General features: G+C 63.1%; 17 protein-coding genes. 10 read left to right on the top strand and 7 right to left on the bottom strand.

Features of this window, described 5'->3' with window-relative positions; translation table 11 throughout:
* Positions 1 to 145: 145 nt before the first annotated feature.
* The 5 genes from C2U37_RS12940 to C2U37_RS12920 all read left to right on the top strand — a co-directional run bounded on the left by C2U37_RS12940 (position 146) and on the right by C2U37_RS12920 (position 4,389).
* A complete protein-coding gene (locus C2U37_RS12940) occupies positions 146 to 1,375 on the top strand; it encodes a D-alanyl-D-alanine carboxypeptidase family protein (protein WP_039041110.1) in 1,230 nt (409 codons plus the stop codon).
* Positions 1,376 to 1,654: 279 nt separating this feature from the next.
* Entirely contained in the window at positions 1,655 to 1,918 is a 264-nt protein-coding gene (ybeD, locus tag C2U37_RS12935) for a DUF493 family protein YbeD (RefSeq protein WP_010673756.1), read from the top strand.
* A gap of 93 nt (positions 1,919 to 2,011) precedes the next feature.
* Positions 2,012 to 2,704 (top strand): lipoyl(octanoyl) transferase LipB, encoded by a 693-nt coding sequence (gene lipB, locus C2U37_RS12930; protein WP_104452443.1) that lies wholly within the window; start codon positions 2,012 to 2,014, stop codon positions 2,702 to 2,704.
* 85 nt (positions 2,705 to 2,789) lie between these two features.
* Positions 2,790 to 3,755, top strand: a complete 966-nt coding sequence (lipA, locus tag C2U37_RS12925) for a lipoyl synthase (protein ID WP_039041111.1) — start codon at positions 2,790 to 2,792, stop codon at positions 3,753 to 3,755.
* Positions 3,756 to 3,900: 145 nt separating this feature from the next.
* A complete protein-coding gene (locus C2U37_RS12920; RefSeq protein WP_103243606.1) occupies positions 3,901 to 4,389 on the top strand; it encodes a GNAT family N-acetyltransferase in 489 nt (162 codons plus the stop codon).
* A 33-nt stretch (positions 4,390 to 4,422) separates the two neighbouring features.
* On the opposite strand, the gene nqrE is transcribed toward C2U37_RS12920, so the two are convergent.
* The 6 genes from nqrE to C2U37_RS12890 all read right to left on the bottom strand — a co-directional run bounded on the left by nqrE (position 4,423) and on the right by C2U37_RS12890 (position 10,102).
* Positions 4,423 to 5,022, bottom strand: a complete 600-nt coding sequence (nqrE, locus tag C2U37_RS12915; RefSeq protein WP_103243607.1) for an NADH:ubiquinone reductase (Na(+)-transporting) subunit E — start codon at positions 5,020 to 5,022, stop codon at positions 4,423 to 4,425.
* A 203-nt stretch (positions 5,023 to 5,225) separates the two neighbouring features.
* A complete protein-coding gene (locus C2U37_RS12910) occupies positions 5,226 to 5,519 on the bottom strand; it encodes a hypothetical protein (protein ID WP_080990038.1) in 294 nt (97 codons plus the stop codon).
* Between the two features lie 306 nt (positions 5,520 to 5,825).
* Positions 5,826 to 6,329: a GNAT family N-acetyltransferase gene (locus tag C2U37_RS12905; protein ID WP_104452442.1), complete on the bottom strand. Its 504-nt coding sequence runs from the start codon at positions 6,327 to 6,329 to the stop codon at positions 5,826 to 5,828.
* 40 nt (positions 6,330 to 6,369) lie between these two features.
* A complete protein-coding gene (locus tag C2U37_RS12900) occupies positions 6,370 to 7,551 on the bottom strand; it encodes a MerR family transcriptional regulator (RefSeq protein WP_104452441.1) in 1,182 nt (393 codons plus the stop codon).
* A gap of 150 nt (positions 7,552 to 7,701) precedes the next feature.
* A complete protein-coding gene (gene recJ / locus C2U37_RS12895; RefSeq protein WP_104452440.1) occupies positions 7,702 to 9,432 on the bottom strand; it encodes a single-stranded-DNA-specific exonuclease RecJ in 1,731 nt (576 codons plus the stop codon).
* Positions 9,398 to 10,102 (bottom strand): disulfide isomerase DsbC N-terminal domain-containing protein, encoded by a 705-nt coding sequence (locus C2U37_RS12890; protein WP_104452439.1) that lies wholly within the window; start codon positions 10,100 to 10,102, stop codon positions 9,398 to 9,400. The genes recJ and C2U37_RS12890 overlap by 35 nt, the downstream gene beginning before the upstream one ends.
* A 259-nt stretch (positions 10,103 to 10,361) precedes the next feature.
* Between C2U37_RS12890 and mscL the strand changes: the two genes are divergently transcribed.
* Complete coding sequence (gene mscL / locus C2U37_RS12885; RefSeq protein ID WP_010673746.1) at positions 10,362 to 10,772, top strand: large-conductance mechanosensitive channel protein MscL; 411 nt, start codon at positions 10,362 to 10,364, stop codon at positions 10,770 to 10,772.
* Between the two features lie 74 nt (positions 10,773 to 10,846).
* On the opposite strand, the gene xerD is transcribed toward mscL, so the two are convergent.
* The gene (gene xerD, locus C2U37_RS12880; protein ID WP_042014490.1) at positions 10,847 to 11,746 is read right to left on the bottom strand and encodes a site-specific tyrosine recombinase XerD; all 900 of its coding nucleotides are present in this window, start codon (positions 11,744 to 11,746) and stop codon (positions 10,847 to 10,849) included.
* A gap of 183 nt (positions 11,747 to 11,929) precedes the next feature.
* Between xerD and fldB the strand changes: the two genes are divergently transcribed.
* The 4 genes from fldB to C2U37_RS12855 all read left to right on the top strand — a co-directional run bounded on the left by fldB (position 11,930) and on the right by C2U37_RS12855 (position 16,433).
* A complete protein-coding gene (gene fldB, locus C2U37_RS12875) occupies positions 11,930 to 12,448 on the top strand; it encodes a flavodoxin FldB (protein WP_041212516.1) in 519 nt (172 codons plus the stop codon).
* A gap of 618 nt (positions 12,449 to 13,066) precedes the next feature.
* Complete coding sequence (locus C2U37_RS12870; protein ID WP_104452438.1) at positions 13,067 to 14,467, top strand: TldD/PmbA family protein; 1,401 nt, start codon at positions 13,067 to 13,069, stop codon at positions 14,465 to 14,467.
* 106 nt (positions 14,468 to 14,573) lie between these two features.
* Positions 14,574 to 15,914 carry a TldD/PmbA family protein gene (locus C2U37_RS12860; RefSeq protein WP_052815999.1) on the top strand — a complete coding sequence of 447 codons (1,341 nt, stop codon included), beginning with the start codon at positions 14,574 to 14,576 and terminating at the stop codon, positions 15,912 to 15,914.
* Between the two features lie 141 nt (positions 15,915 to 16,055).
* On the top strand, positions 16,056 to 16,433 hold the full coding sequence (locus C2U37_RS12855) for a VOC family protein (RefSeq protein WP_010673739.1): 378 nt from the start codon (positions 16,056 to 16,058) through the stop codon (positions 16,431 to 16,433).
* Positions 16,434 to 16,450: the final 17 nt, after the last annotated feature.

Genomic DNA, 16,450 nt, shown 5'->3' with positions numbered 1-16,450 from the left:
CGGGATACGACGCGAGGTCGGGGACCATCCCATAAAATCCCGTCCAGGTCGCATCTCGGACTATGACCGACACGCACATCTGGTATAGTGGGGCCCGCTTTTTTTCAACTTGGGTACAACCCATCCAGGCACCAGGAATTTCAAGATGTCCAAATTTGCCCGCTCCGTTATTCTGGCCTCCCTGTTAAGCGCCACCGCTCAGGCCAACCAGCCTGTTCCGACCCCGGATTCGGCCCTGCCGAGTGCCCAGCCGGTCCCCACTTTGAACAGCGCCCCCATGGTGGTGCCTGCCGCGCCCGAGATCTCCGCCAAGGCCCACATCCTGATCGACTACTTCTCCGGCCAGGTGCTGGCCGAGCAGAACGCCGACGAGCGTCTGCCACCCGCCAGCCTGACCAAGATGATGACCTCCTACATCGTCGGCGACGAGCTGCACAAGGGGAACATCAAGGGCACCGACATGGTGACCATCAGCCAGAACGCCTGGTCCAAGAACTACTCCGACTCCTCCAAGATGTTCATCGAGGTGGGCAAGCAGGTCTCCGTTGATGATCTGAACAAGGGTATCATCATCCAGTCCGGCAACGACGCCTGCGTCGCCATGGCCGAGCACCTGGCAGGTAGCACCGACTCCTTCGCCAGCCTGATGAACGCCTGGGCCGCCAAGCTCGGCATGAAGGACTCCCAGTTCAAGAACCCCCACGGCCTGGATGAAGAGGGCCACTACAGTACCGCCCGCGACATGGCCCGCCTGGGTCAGGCTCTGATCCACGATCAGCCGGAGGAGTACAAGATCTACTCCCAGAAGTCCTTCGTGTTCAACGGCATCACCCAGCACAACCGCAACCGCCTGCTGTGGGACCAATCCCTGCAGGTTGACGGCATCAAGACAGGTCACGTCAGCCAGGTCGGCTACAACCTGGTCTCTTCCGCCACCAACAACGAAGGCATGCGCCTGATCGCCGTGGTCATGGGGGCCAACAGCGAGGCTTCCCGCGCCGCCGAGAGCAAGAAGCTGCTCACCTACGGCTTCCGCTTCTTCCAGAGCCTGACCCCCTACAAGGCGGGCACCGAACTGGTCACCCAGAAGATCTGGATGGGCGACAAGTCTGAAGTGAAGCTGGGGGTCGACAAGGACGTCTCCGTGCTGGTCACCCGTGGCCAGGGCAACAACCTCAAGGCGGACTTCCAGCTGGAGAGCGAGCTGAAGGCGCCCCTGGCCAAGGGCCAGCGCGTCGGCACCGTGTACCTCAAGCAAGGGGACAAGGAGATCAAGCAGGTTCCCCTGGTTGCCCTGGAAGAGGTGCAGGAAGGTGGCCTGATGAGCCGCCTGTGGGATTACCTGGTGATGCTGGTCTCCAGCTGGTTCAAGTAACAGACCCTTCCTCAAGCAGCGGCGCCAACAGGCGCCGCTGCTGTCTTTTGCGGTCTGTCCAGTCAATAACCCTGTAATCTGCAGGTTCCGCCGACTGACGATTTGTGGTAAAAAGCAGCATTTCCACGTCTTGCCGCACCGCCGGGTCTTGATCCCGAGGCGGCTCATGCCCATATAGACTGGGAACTGCCCCCTGGGGGCAGATGAGGGGACCGTTTCGGCGGCCCTCAAAGACGTAAAGATGACGTCGCTTCCCGGCGACCCAGAAAGGTGAAGTAGATGAATACCAAGTTTGATGAACTGCTGGAGTTCCCCTGCAAGTTCCCGTTCAAGGTGCTTGGCGTGGCCGATCCCGCCCTGCCCGACATGGTGGTGGAAGTGCTGCAGCAACATGCTCCCGGCACCTACAGCCCGACCGTTCAACCTAGCTCCAAGGGCAACTATCACTCGGTACGGGTGACGGTCACCGCCCAGAGCAAGGAACACATCGAGGCCATGTATACCGCCCTTGGCAAGATCGAGCTGGTTCGTTACGTCCTGTAAGTTGCCTCTCTCGCCCCGCCACCGGGGCGACTGATTATTTGCCGCCCGGTCGCAGCGGCGACCGTACCGACACCGCGCCGCCAGTGAGGAAAGATGTCACTCGAAACGCCCGCCGAGCCACAACCGTCAGCCGGCCAACTGCTCGTCAGACAGCTGGGCCGTCGCCCCTACCAGCCGGTGTGGGACGCCATGAAGGCGTTCACCGACAATCGCACCCCCGACACCCCGGACGAGTTCTGGGTGGTGGAGCATGACCCCGTCTACACCCAGGGCCAGGCCGGCAAGGCCGAACACCTGCTCGCCCCGGGCAACATCCCGGTGGTGCAGAGTGATCGCGGCGGCCAGGTGACCTATCACGGCCCGGGCCAGCTGGTGCTCTACGTGCTGGTGGATGTGCGCCGCAGCAAGCTCTCTGTACGGGAGCTGGTGACCTGCCTCGAAACCGCCATCATCAACACGCTCGCCAAAAGCAATATCAAGGCCTACGCCAAGGCCGATGCCCCGGGCGTCTACGTGAAGAGCGATCTGGGTATGGAAGCCAAGCTGGCGTCCCTGGGCTTGCGCATTCGCAAGGGGTGCTCGTTCCACGGGTTGGCCCTCAACGTCAACATGGACATGACCCCCTTCCTGCGCATCAATCCGTGCGGCTATGCGGGTATGTCCATGACCCAGACCAGCGCCCTGGGCGGCCCGCAGAGCGTCGCCGAGGCACAGTCCCTGCTGGTGACGGAGCTGGCCCGCCTGATTGGCTACCAAGAGATCACGAATACCGAAGAGGCGGCATGAGCAACCCCATGCCCCGTGGTCACGAGGGAGCCGCAAGGCCCCTGGTGACCGTCAACCAGACAATAACAAACACCGAGAGTGAATCATGAGCAAACCCGTTCGTATGGAGCCGGGCGTCAAGCTGCGCGATGGCGACAAGATGGCCCTGATCCCGGTGAAATTCATGCCGGATCCCAACGAGGAAGTGCTGCGCAAGCCGGAGTGGATGCGGATCAAGCTGCCGCCGTCGAGCCAGAAGATCGAGCACATCAAGAGCACCCTGCGCAAAAACAAGCTGCACTCTGTGTGTGAAGAGGCTTCCTGCCCCAACCTGGCGGAGTGCTTCAACCACGGCACCGCGACCTTCATGATCATGGGCGCCATCTGTACCCGCCGCTGCCCCTTCTGCGACGTGGCCCACGGCCGTCCGTTGCCGCTGGATCCGGAGGAGCCGAAGAAGCTGGCACTCACCATCAAGGAGATGAACCTCAAGTACGTGGTGATCACCTCGGTGGACCGCGACGATCTGCGGGACGGCGGTGCCCAGCACTTCGCCGACTGCATCCGCGAGATCCGCGAGCACAGCCCCCAGACCCGCATCGAGATCCTGACCCCGGACTTCCGTGGCCGGATGGAGCAGGCGCTGGAGGTGTTCCGCGAGACCCCGCCTGACGTCTTCAACCACAACCTGGAAACCGCCCCGCGCATGTACCGGGTTGCCCGTCCGGGCGCCGACTACAAGTGGTCTCTGGAGCTGCTGCGCCGCATCAAGGAGATGCACCCCCACGTGCCGACCAAGTCCGGCCTGATGATGGGCCTTGGCGAGACCAACGAGGAGATCGTCGAGGTGCTCAAGGATCTGCGCGAGCACGGCGTCAACATGCTGACCCTGGGCCAGTACCTGCAACCGAGCCGCCACCACCTGCCGGTGAAGCGTTATGTGCCGCCCGCAGAGTTCGACGAACTCAAGGATGTGGCCATGGATCTCGGCTTCAGCCACGCCGCTTGCGGTCCCTTCGTGCGTTCCTCCTACCACGCAGACCTGCAAGCCAAGGGGGAAGAGGTCAAATAAGCCTCTTTTCCTGCTGGCAGAAAAAAGAGCGCCCCTGGGCGCTCTTTTTTTATCGCCGTCACCTCGCAGGCAGCGGTTGTCCCTTTGTGATTGACGCCGTTCTGGCGTAACGTGGCCACTCCCCTTCTCTGGAGTGCTGTGCCGGATGCCGACTCTCACCGTTCGCCTGATCCCCCTGCGTGACGCAGACTTTCCCGCCTATCGCGACTACTTCATCGAGGATTACGCCCAGGATCTTGCCAGCAACCACGGGATGGCGCGGCCTGACGCCCACCGTCAGGCCGACGCCTCGTTGCAGCAGCTCCTGCCACTGGGTGTCGCCACCCCGGGTCATCACCTGCTCGCCATGGTACCTGAAGCCTCGAACGCGCCGGGCGAGCCTCTGGGCTATCTCTGGCACGCCATCGACGGCGCCGCCGGCACCACCTTCATCTACGACTTCTATGTGACACCGCCCCATCGTGGTCGCGGCCTCGGCAAGGCAGCCATGGCCGCCCTGGAGGCGCAGCTCGCCCCCCTAGGCATCCACCAGATCAAGCTGAGGGTGGCCCATGACAACCCGAGGGCACTGGCGCTCTATCAGGCGCTGGGCTTCACCATCACCGGCTACAACATGGCAAAGCGTCTGGATTGAGCACCTTCATTGGGCCACCACCCGGCCCATGGCTCAGAGCGAGATGCCGGAAAAGGACATGAAGCCGAGGGACATCAGCCCGGCCACGATGAAGGTAATGCCGATACCCCGCAGCCCCTCGGGCACATCCGAATACTTCATCTTCTGGCGCAATCCCGCAATGGCGACGATGGCCAGCAGCCAGCCCAGCCCTGAGCCCGCCCCGTAGACCACGGATTCGATGAAGTCGTAATCCCGCTGGGCCATGAACATGACGCCGCCGAAGATGGCGCAATGCACCGTCAGCAGCGGCAGATAGATGCCGAGCGCGTGATAGAGCGCCGGGAAATGTTTGTCGAGCACCATCTCCATCACCTGCACCAGGGCCGCCAGCACCCCGATATAGACGATGAAATCGAGAAAGCCCAGATCAAACTCGCCGAGGAAGGTACTCTCGGGACGCAGGATATGGCGGTAGATCAGGTTGTTGAGGGGGATGGCGATCACCATGACCGCCAGCACCGTCATGCCCAAACCGAAGGCGGTGTTGATGTTTTTCGAGACGGCCAGAAAGGTGCACATGCCAAGGAAGAAGGCCAGCGCCAGGTTTTCCACAAAGATCGACTGGATGAAGAGATTGACGTAATAGTCCATGAATGAGTTCACCACTTGGTTGCAATAAGAGCACGTCCGCGCCCGGCCAACGGCCAGTCGCGAAGATGACGTCACGGATGACGTTTACAGAGAGAGCTGGCGCAGCACCCGGTAATGACCACGGCAGCCGCCAGACTGCCGAGCAGCCCGGTCAGCGGTACTCAATGACGGGGATCAAACGGGCGGGCGCCCGGCTGGTGAACCTAGTCGCCCTGGCAGAAGCGATATTGCAGGTGGTGGCAGCGAAGCCGCCGTGTGTGCAGAGCGCCGAAGTAGTCGGGCCGCTGCCTGAGATAGATGAGAGGCAGGAAAAACAGCAGGCCGCAGAGCAGGCCGAGGATCTCGTGCTGGAACCAGGCCAGCAGCATCTGGTAGAGCTCGGTATGAGCAGCCCCTTCCAGTCGCCGTCCCTGCTCGAAACCGAGCCGCCACTGGGAGGCGGGCGGCAGGCTGACGTTGTCGGCAAGCCCCGGGTTCGCTGGCTCATGGAACAGCATCGGCCGCTCCTGCCCTTGCGTCTCCATTCCCCTAGTTGCAACGACCCCTGCCGCCGCCGCAGCGGCAAGCCAGAGAAGGCAGGCGATGGCAAGCACCATCGGCCATGACGAGGGGCGGCGAGAGGATGACAAGGGGGCTGTCCGTCAAGAAAAATTACAGGTGGAATATATCACAATACCGTCACTTATTGCATTTTCCACCATGAGATATTAACAGGAGCGATATTAAACACCGCCCCATTCCCTAAAACCGGCAAGGTTGCACCACCTTGAGAAAGCGACTTGCATCTTCCTCAAGGTGAGGGCTTAGCCCTGCTCGAAGGCCGGGTGATAGCGCACTTCACCACTGGGCATGGCAGCGCCGAACGAGCGGGTCATGAAGTACTCGGGCGGCACGCCGGGCAGCGTCAACCCCGGCTCGGACACGAAACCAAAACGGCCGTAGAAGCCGGGATCCCCCAGCACCACGCAGCCGGCCGCTCCCATCCCCTTGAGCTCGGCCAGACCCGCGTCCATCAGCCGTGACCCCAGCCCCCTGCCCTGAAGCGCAGGGGAGACGGAAATGGGGCCAAGGCCATACCAGTGCGGGCTGCCATCGCTGATGGTGACCGGCGAGAAGCAGAGGTGGCCGACCACCCGCCCCGCCTGCTCCGCCACCAGCGACAGGCTGAGTGCCCCGGCCTGGCGCAAGGCGCGCACGATCAGCTGTTCGTTGTGATCGGTATGGGGGGCATTGAGGAACGCGGCCACGGTCAGCGCTTCAATGGCGTCGTGATCGGCGCCCGTTTCAGGTCGAATGAGAATATTCATAAGGTTTTCTCCGTTTGTTATCTTGCAATGGATGGCCTGATCAGACTGTCTGCAGGCAGCAGATCACATAGCCATAGCTGCCCAGGTATTGGCGGTGGATGGCCACTTCCCGGCTCAGATCCTGCCAGGCTGGGCTATCCCCCAGCTCGGCACGGTGGCGCGCCAGATTGCGCTCGATGGGATCCAGATAGTTGTCCCAGGCCCTTTGCGGTAACGGGGTGTGCCACAGGCAGCGATAACCCGCCTCCTGCACAGTTTTGAGCAGGCCCGCCAGGGTCTGCATGGCGGGATAATCCCGCTGCCAGAACGCCAGTGCCTCCTCTGGGGGCGTGTCCGTCAGCCACACCAGGTCGCTCAGCACCAGGCAGGCAGCAGGGCCGGCAAGGTACGGCCGCCATGCCTGCAAGGCGTTGGCCACCCCGATGGTGTAGGCGCTCCCCTCGGCCCAGATGAGATCGGCGGGGGCAAGATCTGCCGGCAGCGCCGCCATGTTGGCGCACAGGGTAGTGACCTGACTCAGCCCCGCCGCACTGGCGCTACGGGCCACGGCGGCCAGCGCCTCCTCGTCCAGATCGATGGCCACTATGGTGGCGTCCGTCACCTGTGCCAGCGCCAGGGTGGCGGCGCCGCGCCCGCAGCCCATGTCGAAGATCCGGCGAGGCTGGCTGGGCAGCGCGGCAAATTGCTGCTGGGTGAAGAGGCTATCGCCCGGCCCCCAATAGCTCATGCCATCCAGCAGCAGCTTGAAATCCCGGATATAACGTTCATGTTCATTCATGTCTTTGCTGAGCCACTGCAGGTGGTAACGCTCTTTTTCACTGAATCCCTGCTTCATCACCCAGGCAAAGTAGGCCTGCGGGGCTTGATGCTGCAGTTGCCGCTGCCAGGCCTTGAACTCGTCGCCGGAGTGCGCACGCAAACCGGCGAGATCCGCCAGCAGATCCCGGGCGCGTTGCATCCGCGCCAGCTCTTCATCCAGCTCCCTGACCCGGGTTTCCAGCGTTGCCTGCTCCAGCTCGCCCGCCAGACAGGCGAGGCACTGCTTGAGGCTGAGCCCGCCGGCCTGCAGGGCCTGTACCATCCGCAGCCGCTGCAGATCGTCATCGTCGTAGTGGCGATAGCCGTTGGCGCCCCTTGTGCCCGCAATCACCCCCAGCTTCTCGTAATAGAGCAGGGTGGAGCGGGCCAGGCCGCAGCGCCGGGCCAGTTCGGATATTTTCATGACAACGACTCGCTGAGGGGTCCGTGACCCGATGAAGGGAAGCTTAAACTGTGAAGCAATAGACGGGTCAACGACAACATCCGGGTTCACACCATAAAAAAACGGCCACCCTGAGGTGGCCGTCATCGACAGCAAGAGAGACTCGCGGGATCAGAGGCCGGCGGCTTCCAGATGCTCCACCAGCAGCTGCACGCTGCGGTTGCCGCGCCACTCGTTGACGTCAAGCCGGTAGACCAGCCGCACCCGCTTCACCGAGGCATCGGGCCAGCGCTGCAAGTCGACGCCAAAGGCGATGGCATCCACCGCGTGGCCGGAATCCGTGGTCAGCATCATCTTGAGGTGCTTCTCCCCCACCAGCCGCTGCTGCACCAGCACGAATTCCCCGTCAAACAGCGGCTCGGGGAAGGCCTGACCCCAGGGGCCGGAGGCGCGAATAAGCTCCGCCAGCTCGAGGGTGAGCTCGTCCGGCAGCAGCTCGCCATCGGTGAGCAGCACCCCGGTCAAGAGCTCAGGGGTCACCAGCTCGCCGATGACCGCCTCGAAGGCCCGGCCGAAGGCCTCGATATTGGCCTTGGGCAGGGTCAACCCGGCCGCCATGGCGTGGCCGCCAAACTTGCCCATCAAGCCGGGGTGGCGGGTATCGAGCAGTTCCAGCGCATCGCGCAGGTGCACCCCCGGGATGGAGCGCCCGGAGCCCTTGAGCTCGGTCTCGCTGCTCTCGGCAAAGGCGATGACCGGGCGGTAGTACTTCTCCTTCACCTTGGAGGCCACCAGCCCCACCACCCCCTGATGCCACTCGTCCCGGTGCAGCACGATACCCGACGGCACCTCGCCGTCACGAAAACGGATCTGCTCCAGGGTGGCGAGCGCCTCCTGCTGCATCCCCTGCTCGATCTCCTTGCGCTCCTGGTTGAGGCTGTCCATTTCGGAGGCGAACTGGCGCGCCAGGTTGATGTCGTCACAGAGCAGACAGGCGACCCCGAGGGACATGTCATCGAGCCGGCCCACCGCGTTGAGGCGCGGCCCCAGCGCAAAGCCGAGATCGGCAGCGCACAGGCGACGACCGTCGCGGCCCGACACATCCACCAGCGCCTGGATGCCGGGGCGACAACGGCCGGCCCGGATCCGCTGCAACCCCTGATGAACCAGGATGCGGTTGTTGCCATCGAGCGCCACCACGTCGGCCACGGTGCCGAGGGCCACCAGATCCAGGTAATCCGCCACGTTGGGGGCGCGCAGCCCCTGGCGCTCATACCAGCCGCTCTGGCGCAGATGGGTGTTGAGGGCCGCCATCAGATAGAAGGCGACCCCGACCCCGGCCAGGGACTTGGAGGGGAAGTCGCAGCCATGCTGGTTGGGGTTCACTATCGCGTCGGCGTCAGGCAGCTCCTGACCCGGCAAATGGTGATCGGTAACCAGTACCTGCATGCCTGCCGCCTTGGCCGCCGCCACCCCGGCGATGCTGGAGATCCCGTTGTCCACCGTGATCAGGAACTCGGCGCCGCGGGCCACCGCCAGCTCGACGATCTCCGGGGTGAGGCCATAACCGAACTCGAATCGGTTGGGCACCAGAAAATCGATGTGGTGCCCCCCCATGGCGCGCAAGGCCAGCACGCACAGGGCCGAGCTGGTGGCGCCGTCGCAGTCGAAGTCACCGACGATGAGAATGCGTTTTTGCGCCGTCAGCGCCTCGGCCAGCAGCGGCACCGCCTGCGCCATGCCGAACAGACGCTGGGGCGGCAGCAGCTGGTTGGCGCTGCGCTCCAGCAGGGCAGGGTCTTCGACCCCGCGGCTGGCGAAGATCTGGCGAAGCAGCGGGTGCAGGGTGGCGGGCAGATGGGAATCATCAACTCGCGGACGACGACGGATTTGCAGGGGCATTGATGTGATCCAGTATCTTGAGCAGTTGTTCGGGGCTCTGGTAACCGCGCACCAGGTCGCCATTGGGCAGGACCCAGCTCGGTGACGCCTTGATCCCGAGCCACTGGCTCAGGCCGATATGATGGGCAAGGATCGCATTACAGCCGCTCTCAGGCAAACGATCGCTGAAGTTGAGTTCGCGCAGCAGCCCGGGATCGCACCAGCTAGCCTGATCCGAGGCGGCGACAGGTGCAGGCAGCAGTTGTACGCTCACGCTCCTCGCCTGCAAGCGGGGCAACTCCTCCAGCGCGATGCGGCAAGGACCGCAGGCGAGATCGGTAAACAGGGTGAGGCGGTGGCGTTCAGGGGTGGCCTTGAGCCAGAGCCGGGCCTCCCCTATCTGGGAGAGCGCCAGCCTGCGTTGCTGCTGCTGGCTGAGCCGGGTGAGGTTTCTCATGTCGTGGGCCAGATCCAGCATGGAGCCCTGCAGCACATAGTCTCCCCTGGCATCGCTGTAGAGCAGTCCCTGGGCCGTGCCCAACAGATAGAGGCCCGGCATGGGGGTCTCGTCCACCAGGTAGACCTGCACACCGAGGCGCTGCTCTATGGTCTGTTTCAACACATGGGGGTCCATCCCCGCGCTGGCCGCAAAAGCGCACAGCAGCATCATTCCCAGCAGTAAATATCGCATCAGCTCATTCACTTGGCATGATTGAAGGGTCTCATAAGGTAACCCAGACAATTCCCTCTCCCAAAGACCTTAATTAGTGATCGATTAATAACGTCCGCAAGAAAAAATCACGGGATGACAGGTTGCCAATCGGGCTTGAGCCCCGCAAGCTAATCAGGACGACGGGAGACATCTTTAGTCATCCCTCTGTTTTGCTGATGTTTTATTATTCAAATCGACGTGCGCTCAGGTGGCACGTTGTCCATTTCTAGGGGGAAAAATGAGTCTTATTCAAGAGTTCAAGGCCTTTGCATCCAGGGGCAATGTGATCGACATGGCGGTCGGTATCATCATAGGTGCCGCCTTTGGCAAGATTGTCTCCTCCTTCGTGGGAGACGTGATCATGCCCCCCATCGGGCTGATCCTGGGGGGCGTGGATTTCAGCGATCTCGCCGTGACCCTGAAAGCCGCCGAAGGGGATGCCCCTGCCGTGGTCATCGCCTACGGCAAGTTCATCCAGACCTGTATCGACTTCCTGATCATCTCCTTCGCCATCTTCATGGGGCTCAAGGCCATCAACACCCTGAAGAAGAAGCAGGAAGAGGAAGCCGCTGCCCCGGCCGGCCCCACCAAGGATCAGGAGCTGCTGACCGAGATCCGCGACTTGCTGAAATCCCAGCAGGGGAAATAACCGTTTCCTCCCTGTCGTGTGCTGAAAAAAAAACCGCCTTCGGGCGGTTTTTTGTTGCAAGGCCGATGAGGCGATCAGGCTCTGGGGTGGTGCTGGCCGTGCAGTGCCTTGAGCCGCTCGTTGGCCACGTGGGTATAGATCTGGGTGGTGGAGAGATCCGCGTGGCCCAGCAGCATCTGCACCACCCGCAAGTCGGCGCCGTGATTGAGCAGGTGGGTGGCGAAGGCGTGACGCAGGGTGTGGGGGGAGAGTTCCCCCCTGATGCCGGCTCTCAGGGCATAGAGCTTGATGCGGTGCCAGAAGGTCTGGCGGGTCATCATCCGGGCCCGCTTGGAGGGGAACACCACGTCCGAGCTGGTGCCACCCAGCAGCAGGGTGCGCCCCTCCCGGTAGTAGCGCTCCAGCCAATGCACCGCCTCTTCCCCCATGGGGACCAGGCGCTCCTTGTTGCCCTTGCCCACCACCCGCACCAGCCCCTGGCGCAGGCTGACGTGTTCGGCGGTCAGCCCCACCAGCTCGGACACCCGCAGCCCGGTGGCGTAGAGCAGCTCGAGCATTGCCTTGTCCCGCAGCTCCAGCGGATCGTCCACCAGGGGCGCTTGCAGCAGCGCCTCCACCTCGGCTTCGCTCAGATCCGATGGCAGCTTTTTGGGGAGCTTTGGCCCCTCCAGCAGCACGGTGGGATCGTCGCTGCGCAGCTTCTCGCGATTGAGGTACTGGTAGAAGCGGCGCAGGGCCGAGAGGAAACGGGCCGTGCTGCTGGCCGCGAACTGATGGTCCACCCGCCAGGCGAGGTAGTGCTGGATATCGTCCAGCCCCGCCAGCAGCAGGGAACCGCCTTGCTCATCGAGCCAGAGGGCAAATTTTTCCAGGTCGGTGCGATAGGAGCTGACCGTGTTGTCGGAAAGCCCACGCTCCAGCCAGAGGGCGTCGAGAAACGGCTCGATCAGGGGATGGGATTCTGCTTTGCTCATGGTGCGCCGCGCTCAGGGAAACAGGTCGCCATTGTAACGTGCCGACCCACCCGGGCCGCAAGGCAAGGCTGCACATCCCCTCAGGCGGTGAAGAGCCCGGCGCAATCTGCTAGACTGGCGCCCTTCCCCCGGGCGCCGCTGTGCCGGTCACGCCCCTTGCCGACTGCGATCAAGAGAAGAGCGATGAAGATAGGTTTGTTTTATGGCTCCACCACCTGCTACACCGAGATGGCCGCCGAGAAGATCCGCGCCCTCATCGGCCCCGAGCTGGTCGATCTCCACAACATCAAGGATGTGCCCCTCGCCCGCATGCAGGAGTACGACATCCTGATCCTGGGCATCTCCACCTGGGACTTCGGCGAGCTGCAGGAGGACTGGGAATCCCGCTGGGAAGACATCGCCGACCTGCATCTGGAGGGACGCATCATCGCCCTGTTTGGCATGGGCGATCAGCTGGGCTATGGGGAGTGGTATCAGGATGCCCTCGGCCTGCTGCACGATCAGCTGGTCCCCAAGGGAGTCAAGCTGGTGGGCTACTGGCCCAACGAGGGGTACGAGTTTGACGCCTCCAAGGCGCTCATCGACGATGGCCGTCACTTCGTCGGGCTGGCCCTCGATGACGCCAACCAGTACGACCAGACCGAGTCCCGCATCGAGCAGTGGGTCGACCAGATCCTGAGCGAGATCCACGAACTGCTCTGACCCTGGCCGTCTGGATGTTCGACGACGCCAGCCAATGGACGACCAGACCGACCCCGCATCGAGCAGTGGGTCGACCAGATCCTGAGCGAGATCCACGAACTGCTCTGACCCTGGCCGTCTGGATGTTCGACGACGCCAGCCAATGGACGACCAGACCGACCCCGTATCGAGCAGTGGGTCGACCAGATCCTGAGCGAGATCCACGAACTGCTCTGACCCTGATCGCCTGGATGTTCAACGACACCGGCCAATGGGCGACCAGACCGACCCCGTATCGAGCAGTGGGTCAACCAGATCCTGAGCGAGATCCACGAACTGCTCTGACCCTGACCGCCTGGATGTTCGACGACGCCAGCCAATGGACGATCAGATCGACCCCGTATCGAGCAGTGGGTCGACCTCATATCAAGCGAGCGCCATGAACGGCGCAAACCTCCCCTGCCGGTAGCCTGCGCTCGGGCTGCCGGGCGCATAAATCGCACCGATTTTCTCGTTTGGTATCATCGGCTGACGCTATAGCGACTTTTTGCTTCTGGTCTGCAACAATGAGGTCGACACCCCATAACAACACAACGCCGGGTGTCGGAAGCAAACGGACAGACCAGAAAAGGATATTCTATGACTTCATTCTCCCTGTTGGCCCCCGCCATCGCCCGCGACGTGCTCGATCACGCGCTGGCGCTGGGTGCCGACTTCGCCGAGCTGTTTGTGGAGCGCAAGCGCCGCAGCCAGCTCAGCCTGCTCTCCAGCCAGATAGAGAACATCAGCGGTGGTCTCGACTTCGGTATCGGCGTTCGCCTGTGCTACGGCCACAAGGTGCTCTACGGCTACACCAATCTGGCCGATCGCAACGAGCTCTTGCGCATCGTTACCCTGCTGGCGGCCAAGGACAGGCGTGACCCCGTGGTCACCGCCACTGCCTTTGACTTCACCCGCCTGACCGACCGCAACCCCATCGCTCTGCCGCTGTCGGCCGACAAGCTGCTGGAGCAGAAGATCGCCTACCTGCATGCCATGGACGCTGCGGCCCGCGCCGAGAGCGACAAGGTGAGCCAGTTCTCTGGCAACGTGCTCGGCTGGGAGCAGGAGGTGGAGATCTTCAACAGCGAAGGGGTGCAGGTGAGCGATCGCCGCCACTACAACCGCATCATGGCCCAGACCATCGCCCTGGACGGGAGCGAGCAGAGCGTAGGTTATGAAGCCCCCGGTGCCATGAAGGGATGGGAGCATGCCGAGAGCATCGATCCCCGCGAGCTGGCTCTCACCGCCACCCGCCAGGCACTGGTGAAGCTGGGAGCCGCCCCCTGCCCGAGCGGCAAGCTGCCGGTCATCATGGAGAGCGGCTTTGGCGGCGTCATCTTCCACGAGGCGTGCGGTCACCTGCTGGAGACCACCTCGGTGGCCAAGAAGGCATCCGTGTTCCACGACAAGATGGGCCAGCTCATCGCCAACCCCGCGGTCAACGCGGTGGACGAGGGCTTGCAGGGCAACGCCTGGGGCTCCATCAACGTCGATGACGAGGGGATGGCGACCCAGCACACCCAGCTCATCAAGGACGGCGTGCTCACCGGCTTCCTGGTGGACAGAATGGGGGCCCTTCGCACCGGCTACGCCCGCACCGGTTCCGGGCGCCGGGAATCCTACAAGTTCGCCCCCGCCTCCCGCATGCGCAACACCTATATCGAACCGGGCAACTACAGCCTCGACGACATGCTGGCAACCGTGGAACACGGCATCTATGCCAAGCGGATGGGGGGTGGCTCTGTGCAGCCAGGTACCGGCGAGTTCAACTTCAACGTGCAGGAGGCCTACCTCATCGAGGGGGGCAGGATCACCCGGCCCCTCAAGTCGGCCACCCTGATCGGTACCGGCCCGCAGGTATTGAAGGAGATCTCCATGGTAGGGCGCGATCTGGCCCTCTCCGCCGGTATGTGCGGCTCGGTCTCCGGATCCATTCCCGCCTCGGTCGGCCAGCCGCCGCTCAAGGTTGACAGCATTCTGGTCGGAGGGAACGCCTGATGAACATCCATGACACTCTATGCGGTCCCATCTTCCGCCTCATTCACGTTTCAGTCGGCCAGCCGCCGCTCAAGGTTGACAATATCCTGGTCGGAGGGAACGCCTGATGAGCCAACTCGACATGAACCAACTGCTTGCCCGTCTATTGGACCAGGTCGCCGATCTGGGTGCCGAGGCAGACGTCATCGCCAATCAGGAGAAGGCCTTCTCCCTCAAGGCCGACAAGGGCGAGCTCAGTGAATACAAGGTCACCAGCAGCCAGCAGATCGGCATTCGCCTCATCAAGGAAGGCCGGGTCGGCATCGCCTATTCCGAGTCCCTCGACGCGTCGGCCCTGGACGCCATGGTGCAGGATGCGCTCGATGCGAGCCGCTTCGCCAAGGTGGACCCGGATCAGCGCATCACAGTGCAGCAGAGCAGGCTCATCACCGACTGCGCCGAGATACATCAGGCCGACACCACGGCGGTGGAAGAGAAGATCGCCCTGACCCTGTGCCTCGAGTCCGGCATGCTGGCCCTGCCGGACGTGACCGGCGCCCCCTACAACGGCTTCTTCGAGGGGGAGAGCCGCCTCTGGCTTGCCAACAGCCAGGGCAGCATCTGTGAACATCAGGAATTCAGCGTCGGCTGCCACAGCTCCGCTCTCATCGAGCGGGAGGGCCGCCAGTCCATGCACTACCAGGGACAGTACGCACGGCGCTTCGACGAGTTGGAGAGCCAGCCTCTCATCCGCCAGATCCACGCCGTGGCCGATGGCCTGCTGATGGGTGAGGCGGTGCCGAGCGGTCGCTACAGCGTCATCTTCAGCACCCACTGCTTTGCCAGCCTGTTTGGCTGCTTCCAGTCCGCCCTGTCTGGCAAGTGGGCCCAGCAGGGGATCAACCCCTGGCGCGACAAGCTGGGCCAAAGCGTGGCTTCTCGCTGGCTCACCCTGGAGAGCCGTGCCTATATGCCGGGGGGCATGAAGATCAAGGCGTTTGACGGCGAAGGGGCCGCCACTTCGGATCTCCTGCTCATCGGCGAGGGGGAGCTCAAGACCCTGCTGCACAACAGCGCCACCGCCCGCCACTTCGGCGTGACGAGCAACGGTGCAGCCGCCCGCAGTGCCCGCAGTGCCTTGGACGTGGCCCCTCGTCACCTGGTATTCGGGCTCGGCCCCCACGGCGAGGCCGAGGTACAAAGCGGTGAGTACCTGGAGCTGGTCAAGCTGGACGGCCTGCACTCCGGGGCCGATGCGGTGAGCGGCGACTTCTCGTTCGGCGCCTCCGGCTTCCTCTGCCGAAATGGCGAGCGCGTGGCGCCGGTACGCGGCATCACGGTGGCAGGCAACTTCTATCGCCTGCTCGGGGAGTTGGAAGCGGTCGGCAACCAGCTGCACCACGACGATGGCAAGGACTTCTATGCCCCGCTGATCCGCTTTGGCGGGCTCAGCATTGCCGGCAAATAAGAGGGGGAGCCTTACTCGGCTCTTCCCCCTTCAAGCGGCGCCATCAGGCGCCGCTTTTTTATCCATGGCGCCTCCCGACGGCCACTTCTAACCTCAAAGAGCCACCGACCGCGTTGGCCGGGAACTCTGGAGAATACGACGATGGACAACACCCTGGTCTGGGCCGACATTCCGACACGGGATCTGGATCGTGCCATGGACTTCTACTCGGCCCTGCTTGATGTGCAGGTCACCCCCATCCAGGAAGAGACCATGCGCTTTGCCATGCTGCGCCACGACGGCAGCAACGCGGCGGCCTGTCTCGGCCCCATGGACAAATATCACCAGCCCGGCGGTGCCGGTCCCCTCATCTATCTCTCCCTCGGTGACAGGCTGCAGGAGGCGGAGCTGCTGGTCCCACGGCTCGGCGGGCGGGTGCTGGAGCCTCTGCACAGCATCGGCAGCGGTCATGGGTCCAGGGTCATCATCGAGGATACCGAAGGCAACTGGCTTGCCCTCTATGCCCCACCAGCCAGCTGACGTCCGGATACGCAGAA

The organism is Aeromonas sp. ASNIH1 (assembly GCF_002934285.1).
GTDB lineage: Bacteria > Pseudomonadota > Gammaproteobacteria > Enterobacterales > Aeromonadaceae > Aeromonas > Aeromonas caviae.
This window is presented reverse-complemented; position numbering and strand designations above follow the sequence as displayed.